At 41.6% G+C, this 23,121-nt stretch carries 28 protein-coding genes; 18 read left to right on the top strand and 10 right to left on the bottom strand.

All coding sequences use genetic code 11. The features are described from left to right. Positions 1–70 precede the first annotated feature (70 nt). From BMW86_RS22440 to BMW86_RS22420, 5 genes are all read left to right on the top strand, one after another. Positions 71–832, top strand: a complete 762-nt coding sequence (locus BMW86_RS22440) for a helix-turn-helix domain-containing protein (protein WP_089784181.1) — start codon at positions 71–73, stop codon at positions 830–832. Positions 833–899: 67 nt separating this feature from the next. Continuing rightward, positions 900–1,541 carry an NAD(P)-dependent oxidoreductase gene (locus tag BMW86_RS22435; RefSeq protein WP_255372981.1) on the top strand — a complete coding sequence of 214 codons (642 nt, stop codon included), beginning with the start codon at positions 900–902 and terminating at the stop codon, positions 1,539–1,541. A 1-nt stretch (position 1,542) separates the two neighbouring features. After that, positions 1,543–2,019: an anthrone oxygenase family protein gene (locus BMW86_RS22430; protein WP_089784180.1), complete on the top strand. Its 477-nt coding sequence runs from the start codon at positions 1,543–1,545 to the stop codon at positions 2,017–2,019. 55 nt (positions 2,020–2,074) lie between these two features. Beyond that, entirely contained in the window at positions 2,075–2,860 is a 786-nt protein-coding gene (locus BMW86_RS22425) for an RMD1 family protein (RefSeq protein ID WP_089784179.1), read from the top strand. Positions 2,861–2,863: 3 nt separating this feature from the next. Next, positions 2,864–3,373: a hypothetical protein gene (locus BMW86_RS22420; protein WP_089784178.1), complete on the top strand. Its 510-nt coding sequence runs from the start codon at positions 2,864–2,866 to the stop codon at positions 3,371–3,373. A gap of 30 nt (positions 3,374–3,403) precedes the next feature. Here BMW86_RS22420 and BMW86_RS22415 read toward each other — a convergent pair whose 3' ends face one another. Genes BMW86_RS22415 through BMW86_RS22405 form a run of 3 tightly spaced genes read right to left on the bottom strand, consistent with a single transcriptional unit; the run spans position 3,404 to position 5,115 of the window. Then, the gene (locus tag BMW86_RS22415; protein ID WP_089784177.1) at positions 3,404–3,937 is read right to left on the bottom strand and encodes a hypothetical protein; all 534 of its coding nucleotides are present in this window, start codon (positions 3,935–3,937) and stop codon (positions 3,404–3,406) included. Between the two features lie 53 nt (positions 3,938–3,990). Then, a complete protein-coding gene (locus BMW86_RS22410) occupies positions 3,991–4,572 on the bottom strand; it encodes a PhnA domain-containing protein (protein WP_089784176.1) in 582 nt (193 codons plus the stop codon). Positions 4,573–4,602: 30 nt separating this feature from the next. Next, complete coding sequence (locus BMW86_RS22405) at positions 4,603–5,115, bottom strand: hypothetical protein (RefSeq protein WP_089784175.1); 513 nt, start codon at positions 5,113–5,115, stop codon at positions 4,603–4,605. Positions 5,116–5,279: 164 nt separating this feature from the next. On the opposite strand from BMW86_RS22405, the gene kaiC reads away from it, so the two are divergent. From kaiC to BMW86_RS22380, 5 genes are read left to right on the top strand one after another with little or no spacing between them, the layout of a single operon-like run. Next, on the top strand, positions 5,280–7,010 hold the full coding sequence (kaiC, locus tag BMW86_RS22400; RefSeq protein WP_089784174.1) for a circadian clock protein KaiC: 1,731 nt from the start codon (positions 5,280–5,282) through the stop codon (positions 7,008–7,010). Beyond that, a complete protein-coding gene (locus BMW86_RS22395) occupies positions 6,994–7,323 on the top strand; it encodes a circadian clock KaiB family protein (protein WP_089784173.1) in 330 nt (109 codons plus the stop codon). The genes kaiC and BMW86_RS22395 overlap by 17 nt, the downstream gene beginning before the upstream one ends. Before the next feature lie 4 nt (positions 7,324–7,327). Continuing rightward, positions 7,328–7,609: a circadian clock KaiB family protein gene (locus BMW86_RS22390; protein ID WP_089784172.1), complete on the top strand. Its 282-nt coding sequence runs from the start codon at positions 7,328–7,330 to the stop codon at positions 7,607–7,609. 6 nt (positions 7,610–7,615) lie between these two features. Further along, positions 7,616–8,878 carry an ATP-binding protein gene (locus BMW86_RS22385; RefSeq protein WP_089784171.1) on the top strand — a complete coding sequence of 421 codons (1,263 nt, stop codon included), beginning with the start codon at positions 7,616–7,618 and terminating at the stop codon, positions 8,876–8,878. A 3-nt stretch (positions 8,879–8,881) separates the two neighbouring features. Next, positions 8,882–9,286: a response regulator gene (locus BMW86_RS22380; RefSeq protein WP_089784170.1), complete on the top strand. Its 405-nt coding sequence runs from the start codon at positions 8,882–8,884 to the stop codon at positions 9,284–9,286. Here BMW86_RS22380 and BMW86_RS22375 read toward each other — a convergent pair whose 3' ends face one another. After that, positions 9,287–10,135, bottom strand: a complete 849-nt coding sequence (locus BMW86_RS22375; protein WP_255372980.1) for a helix-turn-helix domain-containing protein — start codon at positions 10,133–10,135, stop codon at positions 9,287–9,289. Positions 10,136–10,379: 244 nt separating this feature from the next. On the opposite strand from BMW86_RS22375, the gene BMW86_RS22370 reads away from it, so the two are divergent. From BMW86_RS22370 to pstB, 4 genes are read left to right on the top strand one after another with little or no spacing between them, the layout of a single operon-like run. Next, positions 10,380–11,201, top strand: coding sequence for a PstS family phosphate ABC transporter substrate-binding protein (locus BMW86_RS22370; protein ID WP_089784168.1), 822 nt, complete (start codon positions 10,380–10,382; stop codon positions 11,199–11,201). Between the two features lie 7 nt (positions 11,202–11,208). Beyond that, positions 11,209–12,099, top strand: coding sequence for a phosphate ABC transporter permease subunit PstC (pstC, locus tag BMW86_RS22365; protein ID WP_089784167.1), 891 nt, complete (start codon positions 11,209–11,211; stop codon positions 12,097–12,099). Next, positions 12,096–12,941, top strand: coding sequence for a phosphate ABC transporter permease PstA (gene pstA / locus BMW86_RS22360; protein WP_177189360.1), 846 nt, complete (start codon positions 12,096–12,098; stop codon positions 12,939–12,941). The genes pstC and pstA overlap by 4 nt, the downstream gene beginning before the upstream one ends. Next, a complete protein-coding gene (gene pstB / locus BMW86_RS22355) occupies positions 12,934–13,695 on the top strand; it encodes a phosphate ABC transporter ATP-binding protein PstB (protein ID WP_089784165.1) in 762 nt (253 codons plus the stop codon). Before pstA ends, pstB begins: the two co-directional genes overlap by 8 nt. A 243-nt stretch (positions 13,696–13,938) precedes the next feature. On the opposite strand, the gene BMW86_RS22350 is transcribed toward pstB, so the two are convergent. Then, on the bottom strand, positions 13,939–15,030 hold the full coding sequence (locus BMW86_RS22350; protein ID WP_177189359.1) for a family 16 glycoside hydrolase: 1,092 nt from the start codon (positions 15,028–15,030) through the stop codon (positions 13,939–13,941). Between the two features lie 107 nt (positions 15,031–15,137). Between BMW86_RS22350 and BMW86_RS22345 the strand changes: the two genes are divergently transcribed. Further along, the gene (locus BMW86_RS22345) at positions 15,138–16,379 is read left to right on the top strand and encodes a hypothetical protein (protein ID WP_089784163.1); all 1,242 of its coding nucleotides are present in this window, start codon (positions 15,138–15,140) and stop codon (positions 16,377–16,379) included. Here the strand turns inward: BMW86_RS22345 and BMW86_RS22340 are convergent. Genes BMW86_RS22340 through BMW86_RS22330 form a run of 3 tightly spaced genes read right to left on the bottom strand, consistent with a single transcriptional unit; the run spans position 16,366 to position 18,925 of the window. After that, complete coding sequence (locus tag BMW86_RS22340; protein ID WP_089784162.1) at positions 16,366–17,364, bottom strand: MlaD family protein; 999 nt, start codon at positions 17,362–17,364, stop codon at positions 16,366–16,368. The genes BMW86_RS22345 and BMW86_RS22340 overlap by 14 nt on opposite strands. Further along, on the bottom strand, positions 17,361–18,119 hold the full coding sequence (locus tag BMW86_RS22335; protein ID WP_089784161.1) for an ABC transporter ATP-binding protein: 759 nt from the start codon (positions 18,117–18,119) through the stop codon (positions 17,361–17,363). The genes BMW86_RS22340 and BMW86_RS22335 overlap by 4 nt, the downstream gene beginning before the upstream one ends. Further along, complete coding sequence (locus tag BMW86_RS22330; RefSeq protein WP_089784160.1) at positions 18,119–18,925, bottom strand: MlaE family ABC transporter permease; 807 nt, start codon at positions 18,923–18,925, stop codon at positions 18,119–18,121. Before BMW86_RS22330 ends, BMW86_RS22335 begins: the two co-directional genes overlap by 1 nt. 109 nt (positions 18,926–19,034) lie before the next feature. On the opposite strand from BMW86_RS22330, the gene BMW86_RS22325 reads away from it, so the two are divergent. Beyond that, positions 19,035–19,424, top strand: a complete 390-nt coding sequence (locus BMW86_RS22325) for a hypothetical protein (RefSeq protein WP_089785749.1) — start codon at positions 19,035–19,037, stop codon at positions 19,422–19,424. On the opposite strand, the gene BMW86_RS22320 is transcribed toward BMW86_RS22325, so the two are convergent. Further along, entirely contained in the window at positions 19,414–19,806 is a 393-nt protein-coding gene (locus BMW86_RS22320) for a winged helix-turn-helix transcriptional regulator (RefSeq protein WP_089784159.1), read from the bottom strand. The two genes, BMW86_RS22325 and BMW86_RS22320, sit on opposite strands and share 11 nt — an antisense overlap. A gap of 79 nt (positions 19,807–19,885) precedes the next feature. Between BMW86_RS22320 and BMW86_RS22315 the strand changes: the two genes are divergently transcribed. Continuing rightward, on the top strand, positions 19,886–20,461 hold the full coding sequence (locus tag BMW86_RS22315; RefSeq protein WP_089784158.1) for an FMN-dependent NADH-azoreductase: 576 nt from the start codon (positions 19,886–19,888) through the stop codon (positions 20,459–20,461). A 42-nt stretch (positions 20,462–20,503) separates the two neighbouring features. Here the strand turns inward: BMW86_RS22315 and BMW86_RS22310 are convergent, their stop codons facing one another. Continuing rightward, positions 20,504–21,481, bottom strand: a complete 978-nt coding sequence (locus BMW86_RS22310) for a helix-turn-helix transcriptional regulator (RefSeq protein WP_089784157.1) — start codon at positions 21,479–21,481, stop codon at positions 20,504–20,506. 440 nt (positions 21,482–21,921) lie between these two features. Between BMW86_RS22310 and BMW86_RS22305 the strand changes: the two genes are divergently transcribed. Further along, positions 21,922–22,917, top strand: coding sequence for a S1C family serine protease (locus BMW86_RS22305; protein ID WP_089784156.1), 996 nt, complete (start codon positions 21,922–21,924; stop codon positions 22,915–22,917). Positions 22,918–23,121 lie beyond the last annotated feature (204 nt).

The following is a 23,121-nucleotide window of genomic DNA, read 5'->3' as shown; positions in this document are numbered from 1 at the left end:
GAACACCATCGTTCTATAATTACTAACCCCTTTTTTTAGCCCTTTATAAATAAATCGTATTTTTATATCAATGAAGTACGAAATCATCCCCCCTCCCCTTTTTCTTGCGCCTTATGTCCGGTATTTCTGGACAATGGAAGGTGATGAGATCAATGGTCTGTCACAAGCCTTTGGGTCTATGGTGGATGGCTGTCCGGGATTGATCTGTCAGGATTCCCTGGTGATGAATGACAAGCCATTGCCGGATGCTTTTTTGTACGGACAAACAACAAAACATATAGAGATCACCGCCACCCAACACTTCCATTCTATAGGCGTTATTTTCCATCCCAATGCCCTTAAATCCGTTTTTGGGATACATGCGGGAGAACTGACCAATACCTGTATTGATCCGGATATGATTTCTGTCAATAATTATTTGTCGGAACAATTATCCGAAACACCATCTTCCATACAACAGGTTAAAATATTACAGTCGTACTTAAAAGCACAGATAAATATCAACCAGGTAACTATAGATAAACGGGTGGAACATGCCGTATCCCGGATACTCACATCCAATGGCAGTATTTCCATGAAAGATCTTCAGGGGGAATTACAGTTAACAGAAAAAAGTTTTGAACGGAAGTTCAAAGAATGCGTAGGTATCCCTCCCAAATTATTCTCAAGGATCTGTCGTTATCAGGCCTCTCTCCAACAGCTGAAAAATAACGAATACAATAAGTTGTCTGATATAGCTTATGAAAATGACTATGCAGATCAGGCCCATTTCATACGCTCTTTTAAAGAGTTCACCGGCTGCTCCCCTTTCCAGTTTCAGAAAAGAAAATAACCCTTTGTCGGTTTTGTTCAATTTTTAGCTTCCGCAGCGATATAGTTTTGTTGTATAAAACAACATTATGATGAAGCTGATAATTTTCGGTGCTACCGGTGGGACCGGCCGCCATCTTGTAGAACAAGCCCTTTCGGGTGGACATGAAGTCACCGCTTTTGTACGGGACCCTTCAAAAATAGAGATCCGGCATCCGCGTCTCCGCACCTGCAAAGGAGATGTGATGGACTACGCAGCTGTGGAACAGGCCATACAGGGGCATGAAGCTGTATTGTCTTCGCTGGGCTCTCCTGCAAATAAGATAGGAACGATAAGGTCTGCTGGTACGCTGAATATCATAAAAGCGATGAAAAAGGCAGGCATACAGCGGTTTATATGTCAGACATCACTGGGTTACGGAGACAGCCGGGAAACCCTGAACAGAACACCTTTCTATTTTAAGTACCTGATTGTGCCATTTATACTAAAGAAAGGTTTTGCGGACCATGCCTTACAGGAAGAATATATCCGGCAAAGCCGGCTGGATTGGGTGATAGTCCGCCCGGGGAATCTCACCGATAATGCCCGTACAGGTAATTACCGGCATGGCTTTCCTGCCAATGATAAAAACATACAGGTGAAGATCTCCCGTGCCGACGTGGCAGACTTCATGCTGAAACAACTCTCAGACAATACCTATCTCCATCACACACCAGGAATATCTTACTAAAATGAACAATCAGCTTTTATTAATCGCCACCATTACTACAGCACTGGTAGCAGGACTCTTTTTTGGCTTTGTAGTGGCTATAAATCCTGCTTTCTCCCGTTTACCGGACAATCAGTACATTATGGCCATGCAGGCCATAAATAAGGCTATAGTGAACCCGGTATTTGCAGCAGCGTTCTTTGGCGCGGCCATTCTGACACCGGCAACGGCCTATCAGCTTAAAACACCGTTGTTATGGATAGCAGCAGCCTTTTACCTGATAGGTGGGATCGGGATTACCTTTATGGCCAATGTACCACTGAATGATATGCTGGCCCGTTTCCCTGTTTTAACCGCATCTCCTAAAGAAGCAGCGCTGGTGCGTCACGCCTTTGATAAACCATGGAATATGTGGCACCTGATACGGACCCTCGCAGTAATTATCTCACTTATATTATTGGTTATTTCGTGTATCCGGCACAAAACCAATAACATATAGAGAGTATATGATCAATGGTTCTTTATCAGTAGCTTTGTAGCCAGAGGCCAATTTTATGTTAAAAGTATCATCGTTTCAAATTGCAGATAGTATTGACATTAAAACATTTAAGTCTGTTTTTACTGCCGAACTATTATATTCAGATTCAGATGAACTGTTTTACCGCACAGATTCTGATGCGTTCATATACGTATTCAAATTCGGTATCGTAGGTTTTTTCAACTACAATGAACTACAGATCACCGCCTTTATAGAAGTCATCAGTCCTTATTGCAAAAACAAACTGGATAACAAGCTCAGTGAAGAGTTTGAAATTGAGACCAATGCTCCCCGGATGAAACTGGGCTTTAATAAAATTGAGCTGACCAGCGTCGATTCTAATGTATTGAGGCTGGTCATGCTGAATGTTTCCCAGTCAGTAGCCTTAGACTACTATTCACAAACGACCAACATTCTGCTGGAAGAAACAAATTATCATACCCAGATCCTGGAAAATAAAGGTAGATTAGATCTTTCCGGTGTAAACCTGAAGAAATATATTGGCCGTACACTGAATATCAAAAACCGTATAACCGCCAATCTATATATCTTCGATTCTCCGGATGAAACATGGGAAGATGAAAATCTGAATAAACTGGATGTAGGGCTTAAAAAGACCTTCGACCTGCAAGCCCGTTTCCGCACTATCCTGGAAGGATTAGCCATTGTGAAAGAGAACCTGGAGCTGTTTAAGGATATACTTCAATATCGTAACAGTACACGCCTGGAATGGGTCATTATCATCCTCATCCTGGTAGAAGTAGTCAACCTGTTTGTAGAAAGAATCTTTGGAAAAACATAACCCATGATAACAGACAACTCAGGAGAATTAATCATCTCCCCCTCGTTAACCTCTTCACAAAATGATTTTGATTTCTATATTGGAAGATGGAAACTGAAAAATAAAAAACTAAAAGAGCGCTTAAATAACTGTAACGAATGGATAGAATTTGAATCCACCCAGGAATGTTATAAAATCCTGAACGGATTAGGTAATATTGATAAGTTCCTCGCAGAATTTGACGGCGTTCCTTTTGAAGGAATGACCGTAAGACTCTTCAATCCCAACACAAAACTCTGGAGTATTTACTGGGCTGATAGTAACCAAGGAAAACTGGATCCCCCCGTTGTAGGATCTTTTGATAATAACATAGGACTTTTTCATACAAAAGATACATTCAAAGGCAAAGAGATAATTGTTGTTTTTAAATGGGATAAAACAGACCCGGATAATCCGATCTGGAGCCAGGCGTTTTCAGCAGACAATGGTGAAACCTGGGAATGGAACTGGTATATGTACATGAGCAGGATGTAAGTCCTGGCCATATCTCACCGCAACAGTCCGTCAATTATAAAACTTAGGAGAGCCATTTTCAATGATGTTATCAGGAAGATCAAAAGAGACTTTATCGATTTTAAACTTCTTTTTAAGTTTCTGAACAAACAGGCCCAGTGCATCAAAGGAATCTATATCTGTTAAGATGAGATCTTCAAAAGTATAAAATGGAATATCGGGATGAGCCGCAAATAAAAGGGTGGCCATGTCTTTAGACTGTATATTATTTGCCATTTGCAAACCTACTATTGTCTTATCCTTAAACTTTAGCCCATATAATAATCCTCTGGGAATCAGTTTATTGACAAGATATCCCTGTTTCTCAAATTCGAATGTTACGGTGAGGCTGTATTCCTTGTCGATGATATTATCGATCCAGAAGGAGAGTTCATCAAAAATGGTGATGATAGTAGATCTTAAGCCTGTTTTGAAATTATTCTTCTTTGTCTTCTCTACCCAGTTTTCAGCAAACAAACTGTCGATGGTCATATCTCCGTTTGTGAGGTTGGTGATTTCACCATAGTATTTAGTCAGTTTGCCCATTTTTCTCTAAAAGTAAGCATTAAAAAAACCGCCTGAGTGGCGGGTCCGGTATTTTAAGAAATTTTTCTTACATATTTGGTAAGGATCACGATCGTCTGCCCTTCTATTTTCCCTTCTATCTGCTCCGTATTATCTGCCACCAGCCTGATATTCTTCACTACAGTACCCATCTTTGCATTGAGTGTGGAACCTTTTACATCCAGGGATTTTATCAGGGAAATGGAATCTCCGTTTTGTAATAAGTTACCGTTACAGTCTTTATGGAGTTGTACGGCATCGTCATTATCATGGTCGCCGGTAACTTTGGCCCAGGCCAGATTTTCATCGCTCAGGTACATCATATCCAGGCTGTCCATTGCCCAGCTTTCGTTCTTTAAACGGTTCAGCATACGCCAGGAGATCACCTGTATGCCCGGTACTTCGCTCCATATCGTATCTGCTAAACAACGCCAGTGGTTACTGTCTAATTCTGCTTTTCTGTCTATCTGGTTCCGGCAGGTATCACAGATGAAAATGCTGTTTTCTTCTGTACCATAGGACTGTGGCAGTACTTCATAGACCTTTAAAGTATCCCCCGACTGACATAATTCGCATTTATTATCGCTCCTTTTCTGCAATTGTTCTTCCAGTTTCATTGATAGAAAATTTGGGCGAATGTAATACTTTTATCGGGTGTTTAGGTAATCCTGCCTGTCTGCCAGCATCAATTCCAGTTCATCTTTCCAGAATCCTTTTTCTTTTACCGCCCTTTCATCTGCCTCTGTCATCCGTTGTTTCAGGGTGTCGAACTGAGTATCTGTAAAATAACTGTTACGTACGCCTTCCTCTCCTTCTGTCAGCATTACAGCATCTTCAAAATCCCTGTAGATGATCAGGAAATCTGCCAGTGCATTAATAGATGAATTGAAAAACAAAAGACCGTTTGTTGTCAGCTGTTTTAATTCATTGTTATCAATAATGATCAGATCACCATCCCTGCACAAACCAATACCCGGATATTTTTCATGTGCTACAAATTCGAAAGAAAGAAACGGGGACGCATATATGGGTAACCCTGTTTCCGTGAGAAAAGCAGCAGTATCTCTCACTAAATTAAATCCGGAGAGTTTATCTGATGATATAACAGAAAGTGGCTGGTCTGTAATTCGCCAGGCACTTTTAAATTGCTGAGACGTCATATGTACAAAGGTAACACTACATCTCTCCATCTATTGTGTAAAATTTTCCACACCTCAAGCAGCTACCAGCCCACAGTCGGCCTCTTCTCTTTTATAATTAGCCCTGGCATCCCCACGGTATAGAATTTGTAATACTTACTACTATTTATAACCCTTTAGCTTGTATGGCAAACAAAACTGATAAAAAAACAATACCTAAAACTTACTTAGCCAAAACACGTACAGGAATTACCGGTTTCGATGAGATTACTGATGGCGGTATCCCCAAAGGCAGACCTACTCTCGTTTGTGGTGAAGCAGGTGCAGGTAAAACATTATTTGCTATTGAAAGCATTATCCGCGGTGCTACTGAATTCCGGGAGCCGGGTGTCATCATTACATTTGAAGAAAAAGCAGAGGAACTACAGACAAATGTAGCTTCCCTGGGATTTGATCTTATCAAATTACAAAAAGAGAATTTAATAAAGATTGATCATGTACAGATTGAACGTAGTGAAATAGAAGAAACCGGTGAGTATGACCTGGACGGATTATTTATCCGTTTAGGATATGCAATAGATAGTATAGGGGCTAAAAGGATCATGCTTGATACCATAGAGAACTTATTCTCCGGACTGCAAAATCAAAGCATATTACGTGCAGAACTAAGACGGTTATTTGGATGGTTAAAAGAGAAAGGCGTGACTGCTATTATAACCGGTGAAAAAGGTGATGGCAATTTAACCAGGCAAGGTTTGGAAGAATATGTATCAGACTGTGTAATCCTGCTGGAACACAGGATCATGAACCAGATCTCCACCCGCCTGATACGTATTGTAAAATACCGTGGCTCTCAGCATGGTACCAATGAATATCCGTTTTTGATTGATGAAGATGGTATTTCCGTTTTACCGGTTACTTCTTTATTATTAGATAAGAAAGTATCTTCTCAAAGAGTATCTTCCGGTATTCCGGCATTAGATAAGATGTTGGGCGGAAAGGGATTCTTTGCCGGCAGCTCTATCCTGGTATCAGGTACCGCAGGCACCGGTAAAACCAGCATCGCGGCCAACTTTGCAAAGGCGACCTGCGAGCGCAAAGAAAAATGTATCTATTTTGCTTTTGAGGAATCCCCGGACCAGATAGTCCGTAATATGAATTCTATCGATTTAAATCTTGGTAAATATATTAAAGCCGGACTGCTGCATATTCAGGCATCAAGGCCCAGTTTGTATGGCCTCGAAATGCACCTGGTAGCTATTCACAAGAAAATCAAACAATTCAAACCCAGGACCGTCATCATAGACCCCATCACGAATCTTGTGACTGTAGGGAGTATGGCGGAAGTGAAATCAATTCTCGTAAGACTGATAGATTTCTTACAGAGTGAAGGTATCACTGTATTGTTTACTGCACTCAATCTTGTCGCTAATACAAAAGAGCAGTCTGATGAAGGCGTATCTTCTCTTGTAGATGCCTGGATCATGGTAAGGGATATAGAAAATAACGGAGAACGGAATCGTGGATTGTATATAATGAAATCCAGGGGAATGAAACATTCCAACCAGGTAAGGGAATTTATCATTACAGATCATGGCATAGATCTGGTACCTGTATACCTGGGGCCAGATGGTGTGCTGACAGGCTCTGCCCGCGAAGCACAACAACTGGATGAGGTTACAGGCGTAGAATTAAAAACACATGAACTTGGACGTAAAGACAGAGAAATTGCGCGTAAACGTCTTGTGTTGGAAGCTAAGATCGCTTCTCTCAAAGAAGAATTTGAATCTGTACAGGAAAGCTTAAATAAATCGTACCTGGAAGATGATCTCAAAAAAGAGATTATGAATAGGAACCGGAAACAGCTGACACAGGAACGTAACAATCATAACACCGCTAATGATAAAAATAAATAAAGAACCAAAGCCTTCTAAAAAAGGAAAAGCGAAAGAGCTTAAGATGGAACTACGCCTGTATATTGCCGGAAACACCCCCAAGTCACTTGCTGCACTGGAAAACCTGAAACGATATTGCGAGGAGCATCTTGCAAACCGTTATATACTGGAAGTAATTGACCTGCTACTGCATCCACAACTGGCTGCCGGAGATCAGATCCTGGCTATTCCTACATTAGTACGTAAGGTACCGGTACCGGTAAGAAAGATTATAGGGGATTTATCTAATGAAGAAAAAGTTTTAGTAGGGCTGGATATAAAGCCTGCAAGATAATAACATGCCGAAAAAAACTGAATATGTTCTTCGTCTGTACGTGACAGGTGCTTCACCGAACTCAATTAAGGCTATCAATAACATTAAGAGTATTTGTGAAATTTACTTAGCAGGAAAGTATGCGCTTGAGATAGTAGACATATACCAGGAGGCAGAAGTGGCAAAGAAAGAACAGATTATCGCGCTGCCATTACTTATCAAGAAATTCCCCCTGCCAGAAAAAAGACTGATTGGTGATATGTCTGAAACTGAAAAAGTGTTAAAGGGTCTTGGCCTTCAATCTTAATGGGATATGGAAAAAACAATAGAAGAGCTTAAGACCGAAGTGGAAGAATTGCGTCGTCAGCTATATGAGGCGAACGATACCATTGAGGCTATCCGTACCGGCCAGGTGGATGCGCTGATCGTGGAAGGTAGTGATGGTCACCAGTTGTATACCTTAACCAGCGCTGATGCGGCCTATCGTGTATTCTTCGAAAAGATGACAGAAGGTGCGGTAACGCTGAACAGAGCTGGTGTAATTCTCTATTGCAACTCTCAGTTTGCTTCTATGGTAGCGCTCCCTCTCTCTAATGTGATCGGTTTGAACTTTGAGACATTCATTCATCCGGAAGATATCAATACTTACAATGAGATGTTTCATCGATGCTGGTCGGAAGATTGCAAAGGTGAGGTAAGGCTCAGTCATGCTACAGTAAAGCTATCTCTTACTGCCCTTGAACTGGCAACAGGGCCTTCCTTAAGTGTGATCATCACTGATATTTCTACACAGAAGAAAGCACAGCAATTGCTGGAAAACAGTAATCATCAACTGGAAAAGATTAATCATGCGCTTGAGCTAAGTAATCACGACCTGCAACAATTTGCGTCTGTAGCGTCTCATGATTTACAGGAACCTCTGCGTAAGATCCAGATGTTCTCTGCTCTTTTAAAATCGCATAATGAGGCCCATTTATCCGATGATTCCAAAAAACACCTGGATAAAATTATAGACGCCTCCCGTCGTATGAAAACGCTGATCATTGATGTACTTAGTTATTCCAAACTCTCGGCAACCGACAACACATTTGAATACATTAATCTAAACAGTATTTTAGACGAATTTCAGGAAGATTTCGAATTAACCATACAGGATAAAGGAGCCACCGTTAAAGTAGGAAAATTAGCGGCTATTGACGCAAACAAAGGGCAGATGCGACAGGTATTCCAGAATATTCTTTCCAATGCCCTTAAATTCTCTAAAAATGAGGAGGCACCTGTTATCGAAATCAACTGTAAATACCTGGCAGAAAAATCCTTCGACAGTGAAGAGCAACAGAATGGGCCATTCTGTCTTATCACAATAAAAGATAACGGCATAGGATTTAACGAAAAATATCTGTCAAAAATATTTGATCTTTTCGAAAGACTATATTCCAAAAGCATTTATGAAGGGACTGGCATAGGTCTTGCCATTACTAAGAAAATAATTGAGAAACACAATGGGTTGATAAAAGCAAAAAGTGAAGAAGGCAAGGGCTCAGAGTTTATGTTTATACTACCCACACATCAGTAAAAAATGATAAAAAAAATCTTATTAGCAGAAGATGATATTGATGACAGAAACTTTTTCCTGAACTTTGTAGAGGAAAGGGAAGATATCCTGATGCTGCCAGCTGTGGAAAATGGAGAAGAGCTGATAGAAAGGTTACATAGCACTAATGATCTTCCTGATATAATCATTCTCGACCAGAATATGCCTAAGAAAAACGGCATTGAAACCCTTCTCTATCTCAAATCTTCTCAGCGTTATGCCGATATCCCGGTTGTTGTTTACTCTACCTATGCAGATGAATACCTGATCAACAATTGTGAGAAAGAAGGCGCATTACAGGTATTCCTGAAACCATCTGACCAAGCAGGCTATGATGATATGATAGACAGGCTGCTGCTCCTCACTTCCCCTTCTCATTCTACGAGATAGTTAAATTCTTGAAGGCGCTACGCCATAAGTCTTTTTAAACGCAAAAGAAAAATGAGACAGATCTTCAAACCCTAAATCCAGGTATACATCCGAAGGAGCCTTTCCCTTTTCTTTGATAAGATAATGCGCTTCCTGCAATCTTCTTTGCTGTAACCAGCGACTGGGCGTAGTATGAAAGATCTTGTCGAAATCGCGCTTAAAAGTGGCTAAACTTCTACCTGTGAGATAAGCGAACCTTTTCAACTCTACATTAAAGTGATAATTCTGTAACATAAAACTTTCCAGATCCATTTTATCCGGCTCTGAGAAATCGAATAACACATCTTTTAGTTCAGGTTTTGTGTGCAGCAAAACCAGGATCGCTTCTTTTAACTTTAAAGACAGCAGGTGTTCATTGCCCAGCTGCTTTATCTGATCATAAGGCTTCAGGGAATCCAGATAGCCTTTATACAGCGGATCTGATGGAAGGTTGATAATAGCATCCCCTTCTACCCTTTTCTCCGATTTATAGCCGTATTCCATGCTAAATTTGCGCAGAGTATCCTGATCAAGATAGATAGAGATCGCTTTGTATTCCCCGTTTTCCGGCGGGTATTTCACAAACTTTACCAGGTTATTCCTTTTACAGAACCTGAAATCCCCTTCCTTTATCGTATACTCCTTATCCCCATCGTTCATCACAAGAGAACCCGCCAGCTGATAGCTGAAAACATGTTCCTTTACAAACTGCTCCCCTTCCCTGCTCCTGGAAACATAACAGGAATATAGTATCTGAGGGAAAGGTCTGTTAATATCCTGGTGAATCATATCGCAAAGGTAGGGGATATTAAAATGAGCAGCTTTGTTCAAACGCTCAAATCTGGTTTGTTAAAAAGCTCATATAAAAAAAGATATACGGGGAACCGTACATCTTTTGCGCTGTAATATTCGAAACTATTATGTATTTCAGGGCTAACCGGTCTATCGATAGTGTAAAAGTAGTTCCTCCCTTACAGCCGATATATGATGGCCGTCAGTGAAAAGAATGATTGTATACTGTTCACATTGAGTTAACATTCGATGCTTATATTGTGTACCTACCACTTTGAGTCACATGAGATATTCCGTTTGTTTTGTCATGATGATACTGCTGGCCTGCAGCAACAGACAAAAAGCAATCAAAATGAAAGGTTCTGACACAGAAGTGAATCTTGCAGTAGTCTTAGCAGAACATTTTCACAAGGTGAATAAAGATCACAGCCTGGCCATATCAGGCGGTGGATCAGGGCTGGGCATCGCTTCCCTGCTAAACGGACAGGCAGATATTGCCAACTCCAGCAGACCACTCACAGCAGAAGAAACCAAACTTTTTAAAGAGAGAAATATTGATCTGAAAACGATCGTGTTTGCAGAAGATGCCACCGCATTCATCGTACACAGTGATTTCCCGGCAGACTCGATAGACGTACACACCCTCGCAGATATATTGAGCGGTACCAGCAAAACCTGGCAGCCGGTAACAGGACAACCCATGCCTGTGAACATTTACGGCAGACAAAGCAATTCCGGTACACACTCTTTTGTGCGTAATAAACTGGGAATACAGTTTAGTCGCGAAGCCAAGGAAATGAATGGTAACGCACAGATCATGGAAGGCATTAAAGCCGATGAATCAGGCATCGGTTATGTAGGCGCAGGTTACATCACTCACGACAGTAAAGTAAAAGTGCTGAAAATCAGTGACAGCAGCGGTAAACAGGCCGTATCTCCCCTGGATAAAAATGCCATTAATGAACAGCGCTATTTCTTTCAGCGCCCGTTATATCAGTTCGTACTCAGCACTTCATGGAATAAAGTAGCGTCATTCGTGGACTTTGAAAAAAGCCCCGAAGGACAAAAGATCATCCGGGCATCAGGGTATTATATTATACAATAGTAATTACATGAAATTAGCAGCAAGAGAAACAATTGATTCATTTGTAAAAGTAGTGTTCCGTACTACCGGCCTGCTGGTAATCGTGATCCTCGGCGGCATTTTCGTGATGCTGATGTGGAATACCATTGCCTTCTTTGCGCATATCAAACCACTGGACTTCATCACCGGTACCCAGTGGAACCCGGCTGGCAGTCATGCCAGCTATGGTATTATGCCTTTGATGGTCAGCACAGGTATTGTTACCCTGGGCTCCATGATGATTGCCATTCCCCTGGGAATAGGAACAGCCGCTTTTATGTCCGAATATGCAAACAGCAGACTGAGAAATATACTGAAGCCTATGGTAGAGATGCTGGCAGCCATACCCTCCGTGGCCATCGGCTTCTTAGGCATTGTGATAGTAGGGCCCGAAATCGCTAAACTCACTCACCAGGCCAATGGCCTGAATGCTTTAAACGGCGCTATCCTGCTGGCTATTATGGCCCTGCCTACCATCATCACCGTCACTGAAGATGCCTTGCAGGCATTACCAGCCACCTACAGGGAAGCGAGTTACAGCGTAGGCGCCAACAGGTGGCAGACACTGCGCAAAGTAATTATTCCGGCAGCAGCACCGGGTATTATAGCAGCAGTTATGCTGGGCGTAGGCCGTGCTATAGGAGAAACAATGACCGTACTCATGGCCACAGGGAATGCCTCTGCTTTCCCAAAAGGATTTTTCCATTCTGTAAGAACGATCACGGCAACAATCGCCATTGAAATGGGAGAAGTTCCCTACCAGACCACCCATTACTATGCATTATTTGCCATCGCAGCCGTATTATTTCTCATCACCCTGCTGGTAAATCTTGCAGGAGAATACTTTGTAAACCGTTACAGAAAATACCAGGCAGCATGATGAAAAAGCTTTCGCCGGTGATAGAATGGTTCACCTTATTGTTTTGCACAGGCACCGTATTGTTATTCCTTATCGCCATACTATGGGATTTAGTGGTAAGAGGATGGCCTTCCTTATCCTGGCAATTCATTACAGCACTGCCTTCTGAAGGCATGACCAAAGGCGGTATATTACCTGCTATCACAGGTACCGTTATATTAACACTGCTCACAGCCGTACTGGCCGTGCCATTAGGTATCAGCTGCGCTATTTACCTGAATGAATACGCAAAGGATAACTGGGTAACCAGGTTAATAAGAGCCTCTATCCGTAATCTTTCGGGTGTACCTTCTATTATATACGGGTTATTCGGACTGGCACTATTTGTACAGGGCATGCACATGGGTACTTCCATGCTGGCCGCAGGATTTACATTAGGCTTATTATCTCTTCCGTATATTATCTCCACCACAGAAGAGGCATTGCGCCGCATCCCTGCCAGTACAAGAGAAGCTGCACTCGGTGTAGGCGCTACACAGTTTGAATCTATCCGCGATGTAGTGCTCCCCTCTGCCTTACCAGGCATTCTTACAGGAGTAGTACTAACCTTATCAAGAGCAGCAGGCGAAACGGCCCCTATCCTGTTTACCGGAGTGGCCTTTTACATCAACGGCTCTTCCGGTTACCTGAACCAGGAATTTATGGCGCTGCCTTATCATCTGTATATGTTATCCACCCAGCACCAGGCGATTGAACAGGTGAGACCACTGGCATACGGTACGGCACTGGTATTGGTAATGGTAGTATTCCTTCTGAATTTAACTGCATTTTATATCCGCTATAAGTATAGAAATAATGAATGAGGCAATTATAAAATTATCTGCACAGGGTGTGAATCTCTGGTTTGGGAATAAGCATGTATTAAAAAATGTAACTGTTACATTTCCGGAGAAACAGGTGACTGCATTAATCGGCCCTTCAGGATGCGGGAAGAGTACGCTGCTGCGCTGTTTTAACCGTATGCACGACTTATCCCCTGATGCGAGAATAGAAGGAAAAATGATGTTGGAGACGCAGGACCTGTATGATAAAAAGATCTCTGTAACAGAAGTACGCAAACGTGTGGGAATGGTATTCCAAAAAGCCAATCCTTTCCCCAAGAGTATCTATGAAAACATCAACTACGGATTAAAGATCAATGATATTCCTTCCAAAGAAAGACCAGCCATTATTGAACGTGCTTTAAAAGAAAGTTATTTATGGGAAGAGGTAAAAGATGAGCTGAAGAAACCCGCTACACGCATGTCCGGCGGACAACAGCAAAGACTTTGTATTGCCCGTACCGTGGCATTAAGACCGGAAGTAATCCTGATGGATGAACCCTGCTCTGCCTTAGATCCTATCAGTACAAGAAAGGTAGAAGAACTGATTGTACAACTGAAAGAACAATACACGATTGTAATCGTTACACATAATATGCAACAGGCACAAAGAGTAGCAGACAAAACGATATTCATGTACCTGGGAGAAGTAGTGGAAGAAGGGAAAACCGATGATATTTTCAATCATCCCCAAAAAGAACTGACAAAAAATTATGTAAGCGGACACTTCGGATAATAATACTCCGTATTTGTAGTAAAATCAAGATACGTCTTAAACAACACAGGAAGAACATAAACTCTCCTATAAACTTTTTATAACTGTTACCATACTACTATATAAGCCCTCTACAAGCCCCCTCTAAATAAGGTGGGCTTGTAGAGGGCTTAGAGGGGACTATGAGGGGGCTAATATAGGGCTTATACTACCTGATGAGTAGCTTAAAAGAGCTCCAATATAAGGGTGACCTTTTAGTGAGCCCTACTCTGTCTCCAGCGCATCCATTTTATCTAACCGGGCTATTATTCCCCATCCATAAAAATCATTGGACAACCCTATAAGTAATTCATTATTACCCTTTTCTAAAGGAATATTGAAAGAAGTATTCTCAAGAGAACAACGACCATCCGGTTCTTTAGCTATAGGCCTACCATACAGATTCTTATCCACGTACAGATATTTACCATTGATAAACACCCATACCTCATCACTAAACCCAAAATCCAGCTTTCTGGTTTGTACTGAATCGGAATGGATAATAGTCTTCAGCCATACAATACGCCGTTTTTTACTTTCTCCAAAATCCCTGGTAAGGTTGATAAGTCCCTGACGTTCAGCTACTACTACATTCCACATAGCTGCTGAATCAGGCTTAAAACTGTTTTTGAAATCGATACTATCCGTATTAACCGGTGTGGTTACCAGCCACTTGCGTAAGTAACGGGGATCATTATCTGTAAGGTCAACACCAGCTAAAGGAGATAAGCCTTCCGTCTGATTAGGTTTTATCACCAGGTTAGAGATAGTCATCCGGCCATCAAATGCAATAGTGCCATGCTGACTATCTCCTTCCAGCCGGGGCACCTGCAACACTAAACTATTATTAACATACACCCGCATCTGCTTCCCGGCTATTACCAGTTTTACATGGTTCCATTTTTCCCTTTCAAATAGGGCACTATTCTGATATTGAGGGAGCATATCCCAAAGGTTTACATTCTTTATAATAGGGGCATATTGAACAGCATCCACAGCATACCTGTTTCCGGCACGAGCTGTTCTGAAATAGAAGATTTCACTCTCCTCCCTGCTGCTTTCCCGGAAGTAGAATGACGCAAAACCAGGATCTCCCGGCTCCATATCGAATTCAATCGTGCCATCAGTAAAGTCGAGGTTTTTCAGCACTACCTGTCCGCCGCGGGCATGTACCTTCATGGCCGGCACGTTTTTGTATGTTAAGAATTCCACAGCATCGGGCTTGTAATCCCAGCTTTCGGCTTTCAGTAATATTTTCTGCGCATTCGCCTGCATGGTAACGAGTAAAAGAAGGACTCCGGTGATTATTTTTGTCATAGTTTTAAATTTGTATGGCAAATATGAATTATCACTAATTTTGGTCCTGTTCATCAGGCAGCCAAGTTGATACAAGTTTGTTCAAACTTTTACCTACTTCATTATAAATGAGTTACAACACTGAGAATATCTATATACTAAAGTGTCTCCACCTTATTGAAACAAGGCTGAACAGGGGAAAAAGTGTTGATTGGACTACCTACGACTTTGAGCAATTAAGCGAGGCGATACTGGAGGCTACCGGAGTAACACTGAGTGTAACAACCCTAAAAAGGATATGGGGAAAATTGTCCTATAACAATATCCCGGCAACAACCACCCTGAATACATTAGCACAATTTTCAGGTTATAAAGACTGGCGGGAGTTTAAAAGCAGTATAGACGCCGTTAAAGAAGTAACTACCGTTAACAAAGAAAAGGTACATAACCGGAAATGGATGTACTGGTTAGCAGGGTTCCCTATCCTCCTCATCCTCTATTTTTTATCTTCCGGCAATTCATCAGCAAATAAAGGAACATATACATTCAGCAGTAATAAAGTCATCTCCGAAGGAGTTCCCAACTCCGTTGTTTTTAAATACGATGCAAGTGCGGCCGGCACAGATTCTGTATTCATCGCACAAACATGGGATATCAGCCGTAAAGTAGCCGTCGACAAAGACAAAAAAGAATATTCTGCCATTTATTACCAACCCGGTTATTTCAGGGCTAAACTGATGGTGGGAAAAAGGATAGTAAAAGAACATGATCTCATGATTACTTCCGGTGGATGGGTAGCATTAATAGATAATAATACAGTTCCTCTTTATCTGAAAAAATCAGAATTTCAGAAAGATAAAATGATTGAGGTAGATGCAGCTACTATAACCTCTTACAACCTCACATTACAACCACAGGCCCCTCCTCTGCGGTTTATTAATGTACAGGATATGAAAGGTATCAGAAATGATAATTTCGTTTTTGAGACAAGTATTAAAAATGATTTCAGGCAGGGATCAGCAGTATGTCAGCATGTAGAAATATTAATACTATGCAAAAATGATGTGATCATCATTCCTCTTTGCGCTAAAGCCTGTATAGGAGATTTGTCTTTATATGCCGCCGGAAAAGCAGTGCAAAGTAATGGGGCAGACCTTTCCCGGTTTGGCTGTGATCTTAGCCAGTGGGTACAGTTACGGGTAGAAACAAAGAACAGGCATATGCGTTTCATCATAAACGGAGAAGAAGCATATGCGTTGGACTTCCCCCATCCGCCTACGGATATCGTTGGGTTCCAATACCGGTTTAACGGTGTGGGCGCCATAAAAGATACCCGTATTATGCAGGATAAACATATTATTGATTTTTAGCGGCGGCCTTTGCTTTTTTCTTAAAGAACCCTCTTAACAAGAAGTTATGCTGTGCAGCTTCCAGGTCGTCATTCAGCTTCTTACTGCTGGATTCCAGGTTATCAATAATTACCTTCATAGAGTTACCTGATGTAGAATCATTCAATAACACCCCCACTGCATTATCCTTTGCATTCAGCCTGTCGCTCATCGTTTTCAGGTTAGCAGTAAAACGGGATACAGAGCCGGCAGCTTCCTCTAATCCGGATAATGTACCGCGGATATTGCCGTACATCACGGTATCGCTTACCAGTTCATTGACAGAATTGCCCGGTTTATTCAGTTTGCCTGAGAAGGTCTGAAAATCAGCGATCACATGTTTACTGGCAGCAGAGGCCGTTTTAAAGTTGGCAGAGATATCCTGCAGGTTATTTACAGTGGCCGTTAATTTACCACCCATAGCAGGGTCATTTAACAACACACCCAATGCACCATTTCCGCTGTCTATCTTCCTGGCAATACTTTTGAAGCTGGTGGTAATATCCTGCAGATTCTTATTATTCGCCTGTAAAGTGGCCAGCATATCATCTGTACTGAGCGCTTTTTCTACTGTGAGGAATCCGTCTTTACCCATCTGTGGTGAACTGGCCTCTCCCCCATAAATGATCACGATCTTATTTCCGATCAGTCCATCAGACCCTATTTTGGCTTTCGCATCTTTATGAATATGCGATTCCGCATGCTGCTCTATGCTCATCGATACCAGTACCTGCTTATCTCCATAAAAACTGATATTCCTTACTGTCCCCACTTTCACCCCGGAGAACCACACATTACCACCTTTCAGTAAACCGCCTACATCATCAAATACAGCATTGACGGTGATCGATTTTACGAAAGTCTTTTTTTGTCCGCCCAGGGTCATTATGGTGATCACTAAGATGACGAGGCCGAGGAATAAAAAGATTCCTACTATTACTGGCCGGTTATTTTTCAAGCTACTCATTTGTCGTTAATAAAATTGTAATCATAAAATGTTTTCACGCTTTCATTATCTGTACTAAATACCTCTTTGAAGGTTCCCTGTGCTAAAAAGCGGCCATCCAGCAGCATGGCTACTTTATCGGCTGTGTGTTTGGCACAGGTAAGATCGTGGGTGATGATAATGGAAGTGGTATTATATTCTTTCTGTACCTGTACAATCAGGTTATTGATATCTATGCTGGTGATGGGATCCAGTCCAGACGTAGGTTCATCATACAACATAACTTCCGGTTTTAAGATCAATGTACGGGCAATGCCTATACGTTTTCTTTGTCCGCCGGATAATTCAGAAGGCATCTGATTAATCGTTTGTGATAATCCTACATCATTCAATACTTCTTCAATTGCTTTACCCACTTCCTGTTTGCTTAAATTTCTTCTGTTTCTTACCAGTGGAAATTCAAGGTTTTGCCTTACCGTCATGCTATCGTATAAAGCGCTGCTTTGAAAAGAGAATCCTATTTTCAGGCGTAGCTTCTGCAGTTCTGCAATGCTGATTTTATCCACCTCTTCTCCCAATACTTTAACAGTACCACTATCTGGTTTTAATAATCCTGAAATGATCTTTATCAATACCGATTTACCAGTACCCGAACGCCCCAGTACAGCTACGTTTTCTCCTTTGTATACATCCAGATCAATCCCCTTTAGTACAGACAGGCTGCCAAAAGATTTTTTCAGGTCCTTTATGGATATTACCACCTCTTTATTATCCATTATCTTATTGCGTTTATCACCTGTACAATCAGCATTTCTTCAATAAAAATCATAAACATAGATACTACCACAGCTGAATTGGCGGCTCTGCCCACTCCTTGTGTGCCGTTCTGTGCATGATATCCCTGGTAACATCCTGCCACCCCTATTGTAAAGCCATAAACAGCGGATTTTAAGACAGAGGAGAAGATATCCAGGAAAGATATTGTACTGAAAGCGCTCCTGACAAAGGCAGCGAAACTTGTTTGTTCTGTTAAATGTATATTCAGATAAGATCCCATCATCCCCACAAATCCCATGTATAATACCAGTATCGGCAACATACAGGTAATAGCCAGTATACGTGTTGTGACCAGGAATTTAAAAGGATTGGTGGCGGAGACTTCCATCGCGTCTATCTGTTCCGTTACTTTCATGGAGCCTAATTCTGCCCCCATGTTGGAACCTACCTTACCGGCAGCGATCAACGCCGTTACTAACGGTGCCAATGCCCTGATAATAGCAATGGATATAAGAGAAGGTAACCAGGAAGAAGCGCCAAATGTAGATAATGAAGGACGGGATTGTTTTGTAAACACAATGCCTACAATAAAACCGGTTAATGATACCAGCGGTAATGACCTGTACCCTACCTGGTAACATTGATTGATGATCTCTTTAAATTCATATGGAGGCATAAAAGCTTCTTTGAAAAAGCGTACCATAAACTTATGCACATCGTACAAACTCAGAAAAAGACCATCAATCTTCTCTGAAATGAAATATTTTATACGAGGCGGGGGTGATTGCTCTGGCTCGGTCTTCATGTATTAGTGCTAATCCTTTAGAGATCCGGCATCATTATGGTTAACAACTCTTATGCCAATGAAGTTTGGCATTTGTAACATAATTCTTCACTTATATAAAACGAATCATATGACAACGATAAAAAGACTAGGCATCTGGATGGACCATTCATCAGCCCATTTAGTAGAATACCCAATCGGTCCTATGGAAGAAATCATCACCTCAAAATTCACGCACGAAGAAAAAGAAGTTAGTCTGAGTAACAGTGAACACCATATGCATAATAAGGAGCAGCATGAACAGGCATCCTTTTACAGACAACTGGGGGAAGCGATTAAAAATTATGAGGAAGTATTACTCTGTGGCCCTACTGACGCCAAACAGGAGCTATACAATATCTTAAGGGAAGATCATCTTTTTGAGAATATAAAAATCGATGTTAAACCTGCTGATAAACTAACAGATAGTCAGCTGCATGCTTTTGTAAAAGCACATTTTTCAAAGACAGCTATGAAGTAGATGGAGAATGAACAGCCCGTTCTTCCTTCATCTTTTCTTTTATTCTGTTCCGGTGCATGGACCCCCACTTGTGTAGTGCACTTACCACATCTTTCAGTGTAGCACAGTATTCCGTCACTTCATAATCAACGACTACAGGTGTAGCCTGTGCATTTACTTTACGGCTAACAAAGCCATTCATTTCCAGGTCTTTCAACTCATTGGACAACACTGTTGCTGAAATGCCCGGAATAGAGCGCTGCAGCTCATTGAACCGTTTACTACCATCTGATAAGGCAATAATAACCCTCAGCTTCCATTTCCCGCCAATTGCGTATAACGCATCTCCTACTGCCCCCAATGCCTCGTTGCAATCCGCCCTGCGTGGTCCTCCAAATGCCATAAGTAACTAATAAAAAGGTTAGTACTAAGCTTTTACTTACTACTAATAAAAGCTTAGTAAAGATACATAATTTTACGGCATGAAAAAAATATTGCACGTGACTTCCAGCCCAAGGGGCGAGGCGTCCAACAGCAACAAGCTGGGAAATAAGATCGTAGAGAAGATACAAAGCCGTTATCCGGGCAGTACTGTTACCGTGAACGACGTGGTGGATACCAAATATGCGCATATAGAGGCCGAACTGCTGGGTGCTTTTATGGGCACGGGTGATGCCTCAGTTGCCCGTCATTCAGATGCAGCGGTTGAACAGGTAGAAACGGCTGATATCATCGTTATCAGTGTTCCCCTGTACAATTTCAGTATACCTTCTGCGCTTAAAGCATGGATAGATCATATTGTACGTGCGGGCAGGACCTTCAGTTATGCTACCGGTAAACCAGAAGGGTTATTGAAAGGTAAAAAGGTGTACCTGGCAATAGCCTCTAAAGGAGTTTATAGTGATGGACCGATGAAAAATTTTGATTTTTCAGAACCTTACCTGAGGTTTATCCTGGGCTTCATTGGTTTAACAGATGTAACTACTTACCGGATAGAAGGCGATGGCATGGTAGAAAACGCGGTAGAAAACGGATTGGCAAGTGTGGAGATCTTATAAAAACTGAAGGCCGTCTGATAAAAGACGGCCTTCAGTTTTTTACTATTTATGTGTATTACGGTAATGCGTTGGAGACATCCCATACTTCTTTCTGAACACCGTGGAAAAATAATTAGAATCGCTGTATCCCACATTCCTGGAAATATCAGCTATAGGCAAATGTGTCTGTACCAATTGTCTTTTCGCTTCTTCCATACGTGCATCTTCCACATATTGTTGTAGCGGCACCAAAAAAACTTTCTTAAATTCCTTTTCTAAAGTATTCACATTTATTCCCGCTACTGTCTCCAGCATCGGATTCGTTAAATTACCTCCCAGATGTAATGCAATGTACCGGGCTACTGTATGAACTGCCGTATTCTTTTCATCCTGTGCAGTATCCTTACCCGTTTCCAGTATTGAAAAATAATTTACCAGCAGATCATTGATCCGTGATGCAAGATGCAGCTTCATCTTGGTGCCACTCAATTTATGATAGCGGATCATATCAAAATTTTCCAGCTCTCTGTTCGTAATATTAAACGGCGGAAACACTTCTCCACTCTGCATCTCCTTTACCTTCCTGTTGTACAGGTCTTTCAATCTTATTAAATCTTCTTCCGCGCACTCTGCTAAAAAATCATCTCCAAATGATATATACACTGCTTCATATTCACCCGGCACAAAAGTGGCTTCATTATGAATTAAAGGCGGTATATAATAAAAGCTGTATTTCTTATTCTCTAATACAAGGGGCCCAACTCCTTCCAGTTTACAGGGAATGCTTCCCGTTAATGTACAATACAATGCAACCATGGCGTTGTCTGTAGTGGGATATAATATCACTTCCTTTTTAATGGAAAAACGAAGCCAGCCAATTGCCCAGGAATCTGTTTTTATTATTTGTGTACTGTAAGAACCAAAGTCGCCCTCCACAAATTCAATTTCCGCATGCGGAATGCTGTGGACCGGGTATTTGGGCGGAAAAACAGTGCTGATCTTAAGGAGTGCTTCTTTCTCAGGAGCCACTTTAAATTTCATAATACCGGGTTGACCTTTCAATGCTTTAAAATTGTTTTGGTTAGAGGATATTATGTTTCTTTAACCGGCAAGAAACAGGTAAGCGGAATCGATTACGCCGCTGCATCTGTACACTTTGTTACAGAAGAGCGGAGCTGTTATTACATTCACATGCTGAACCTAAGCAGGTCGTTAGAGTAATTCTTGTCCAATTTAATTATAAGATAATATATTTTCCAAATGCAGCCAATATAATTTTTCTAAAAAGTTGATAGTCAAATCAATTTTGTAATACTAATTAGTTTAATAAGTAGGCAAAATAAGCCTGCAGGCTAAATTGTCTGCGTGACCAGACATGCAGTTTTTTGTCAAAAATCCTGCCTTTGGGACGCAATACCTCTACCTGAAATGTCAAAAGGTCAGCTTCATGAGACTGGAAAAATATTTGAGTATGTAATGGCATGGATAACTCAATTCTTTTTATTACGGATAATCCGGTAAACGATGCCGGTTTACTGGATGCCTACTCTCAAACCGTTACAGGGGTGGTTGGGTCTGTCGCAGAATCAGTGGTACATATAGAAGTACAGAAAAAAGTAAAAGACAGGCGTAACCCTGAGAGAAAGGTGCAGGCAGGTACAGGTTCCGGTTTCATTATATCTTCAGATGGCTACATCATCACCAATAATCATGTAGTCGAAAATGCAGAAACTATAAAGGTTTCTTTTGTAGATGGAAGAAAAGTAAGTGCTGAAATCAAAGGCGCAGATGCTTCTACAGATATAGCTGTTTTAAAGATCGATGAAACGGGATTGAAGGCAATGCCTCTGGCAGATTCAGCTACTTTACAGGTGGGACAAATCGCTATTGCCATCGGTAACCCAATGGGATTACAGTATACTGTTACTGCAGGTGTGGTGAGTGCATTGGGCAGAACGCTGCGTGCCAGTAATGGCCGGCTGATAGACAATGTCATTCAAACAGATGCGGCATTAAATCCGGGGAATAGCGGCGGGCCACTGGTGAATTCCCGCGGGCAGGTGATTGGTGTAAATACAGCGATGATTCCATCTGCACAGGGTTTATGTTTTGCTATCTCTTCCAACCTGGCAGCGCAGATTGCAGGACAATTAATTCTTCATGGTAAAATAAGGAGAGCGCAGTTAGGGATAGCAGCACAACCGGTAAACCTCAGCAATCGGATGATTGCGGTGAATAAGGTATCTACTAAAACCGGGGTATACGTTTTTGAAATAGTACCTGATGGTAATTATTACAACAGCGAATTGCACATAGGAGATATTATCATCGCCTTTGATGATATACCTATTTCTACGGTGGATGACCTTCATCGCTTATTGACAGAAAAACAGATTGGAAGAAGGATCTCTTTGGATGTGCTGAGAGGTGGAAGAAAAGAAACTATAAAAGTGATACCCGGAGAAGGTAGGGAATAGCCTATTTTAATACTACTTTATTTGGCTCCGTTAGGAGCCCCGTGTTTGTAGCAAACAAATTAAACAACAAAACACAGACTCCGTAGGAGTCCCCTGATATTCGCGGCTTAGGGGACTCCTACGGAGTCTATTAAAGAGAAGATTAATCTTTGCTACAAACACGGGGCTCCTAACGGAGCCTATTAGGTTTTGTTAGAAACACGA

The organism is Chitinophaga sp. YR573, from assembly GCF_900110995.1.
Taxonomy (GTDB): Bacteria; Bacteroidota; Bacteroidia; order Chitinophagales; family Chitinophagaceae; genus Chitinophaga.
The sequence above is the reverse complement of the archived record's forward strand: the minus strand, read 5'-3'. Positions and strand labels throughout refer to the sequence as shown.

Coding starts and splice junctions, on each gene's coding strand:
- pstA (WP_177189360.1), top strand. CDS start 12,096: ATGATGAAAAAGCTTTCGCCGGTGATAGAATGGTTCACCTTATTGTTT.
- BMW86_RS22435 (WP_255372981.1), top strand. CDS start 900: ATGATGAAGCTGATAATTTTCGGTGCTACCGGTGGGACCGGCCGCCAT.
- BMW86_RS22415 (WP_089784177.1), bottom strand. CDS start 3,937: ATGGGCAAACTGACTAAATACTATGGTGAAATCACCAACCTCACAAAC.
- BMW86_RS22440 (WP_089784181.1), top strand. CDS start 71: ATGAAGTACGAAATCATCCCCCCTCCCCTTTTTCTTGCGCCTTATGTC.
- BMW86_RS22385 (WP_089784171.1), top strand. CDS start 7,616: ATGGAAAAAACAATAGAAGAGCTTAAGACCGAAGTGGAAGAATTGCGT.
- BMW86_RS22380 (WP_089784170.1), top strand. CDS start 8,882: ATGATAAAAAAAATCTTATTAGCAGAAGATGATATTGATGACAGAAAC.
- BMW86_RS22390 (WP_089784172.1), top strand. CDS start 7,328: ATGCCGAAAAAAACTGAATATGTTCTTCGTCTGTACGTGACAGGTGCT.
- BMW86_RS22310 (WP_089784157.1), bottom strand. CDS start 21,481: ATGAAATTTAAAGTGGCTCCTGAGAAAGAAGCACTCCTTAAGATCAGC.
- BMW86_RS22320 (WP_089784159.1), bottom strand. CDS start 19,806: ATGGCATTTGGAGGACCACGCAGGGCGGATTGCAACGAGGCATTGGGG.
- BMW86_RS22330 (WP_089784160.1), bottom strand. CDS start 18,925: ATGAAGACCGAGCCAGAGCAATCACCCCCGCCTCGTATAAAATATTTC.
- BMW86_RS22425 (WP_089784179.1), top strand. CDS start 2,075: ATGTTAAAAGTATCATCGTTTCAAATTGCAGATAGTATTGACATTAAA.
- BMW86_RS22350 (WP_177189359.1), bottom strand. CDS start 15,030: ATGACAAAAATAATCACCGGAGTCCTTCTTTTACTCGTTACCATGCAG.
- pstC (WP_089784167.1), top strand. CDS start 11,209: ATGAAATTAGCAGCAAGAGAAACAATTGATTCATTTGTAAAAGTAGTG.
- BMW86_RS22405 (WP_089784175.1), bottom strand. CDS start 5,115: ATGACGTCTCAGCAATTTAAAAGTGCCTGGCGAATTACAGACCAGCCA.
- BMW86_RS22430 (WP_089784180.1), top strand. CDS start 1,543: ATGAACAATCAGCTTTTATTAATCGCCACCATTACTACAGCACTGGTA.
- BMW86_RS22420 (WP_089784178.1), top strand. CDS start 2,864: ATGATAACAGACAACTCAGGAGAATTAATCATCTCCCCCTCGTTAACC.
- BMW86_RS22370 (WP_089784168.1), top strand. CDS start 10,380: ATGAGATATTCCGTTTGTTTTGTCATGATGATACTGCTGGCCTGCAGC.
- kaiC (WP_089784174.1), top strand. CDS start 5,280: ATGGCAAACAAAACTGATAAAAAAACAATACCTAAAACTTACTTAGCC.
- BMW86_RS22325 (WP_089785749.1), top strand. CDS start 19,035: ATGACAACGATAAAAAGACTAGGCATCTGGATGGACCATTCATCAGCC.
- BMW86_RS22335 (WP_089784161.1), bottom strand. CDS start 18,119: ATGGATAATAAAGAGGTGGTAATATCCATAAAGGACCTGAAAAAATCT.
- BMW86_RS22315 (WP_089784158.1), top strand. CDS start 19,886: ATGAAAAAAATATTGCACGTGACTTCCAGCCCAAGGGGCGAGGCGTCC.
- pstB (WP_089784165.1), top strand. CDS start 12,934: ATGAATGAGGCAATTATAAAATTATCTGCACAGGGTGTGAATCTCTGG.
- BMW86_RS22345 (WP_089784163.1), top strand. CDS start 15,138: ATGAGTTACAACACTGAGAATATCTATATACTAAAGTGTCTCCACCTT.
- BMW86_RS22305 (WP_089784156.1), top strand. CDS start 21,922: ATGGATAACTCAATTCTTTTTATTACGGATAATCCGGTAAACGATGCC.
- BMW86_RS22395 (WP_089784173.1), top strand. CDS start 6,994: ATGATAAAAATAAATAAAGAACCAAAGCCTTCTAAAAAAGGAAAAGCG.
- BMW86_RS22340 (WP_089784162.1), bottom strand. CDS start 17,364: ATGAGTAGCTTGAAAAATAACCGGCCAGTAATAGTAGGAATCTTTTTA.
- BMW86_RS22410 (WP_089784176.1), bottom strand. CDS start 4,572: ATGAAACTGGAAGAACAATTGCAGAAAAGGAGCGATAATAAATGCGAA.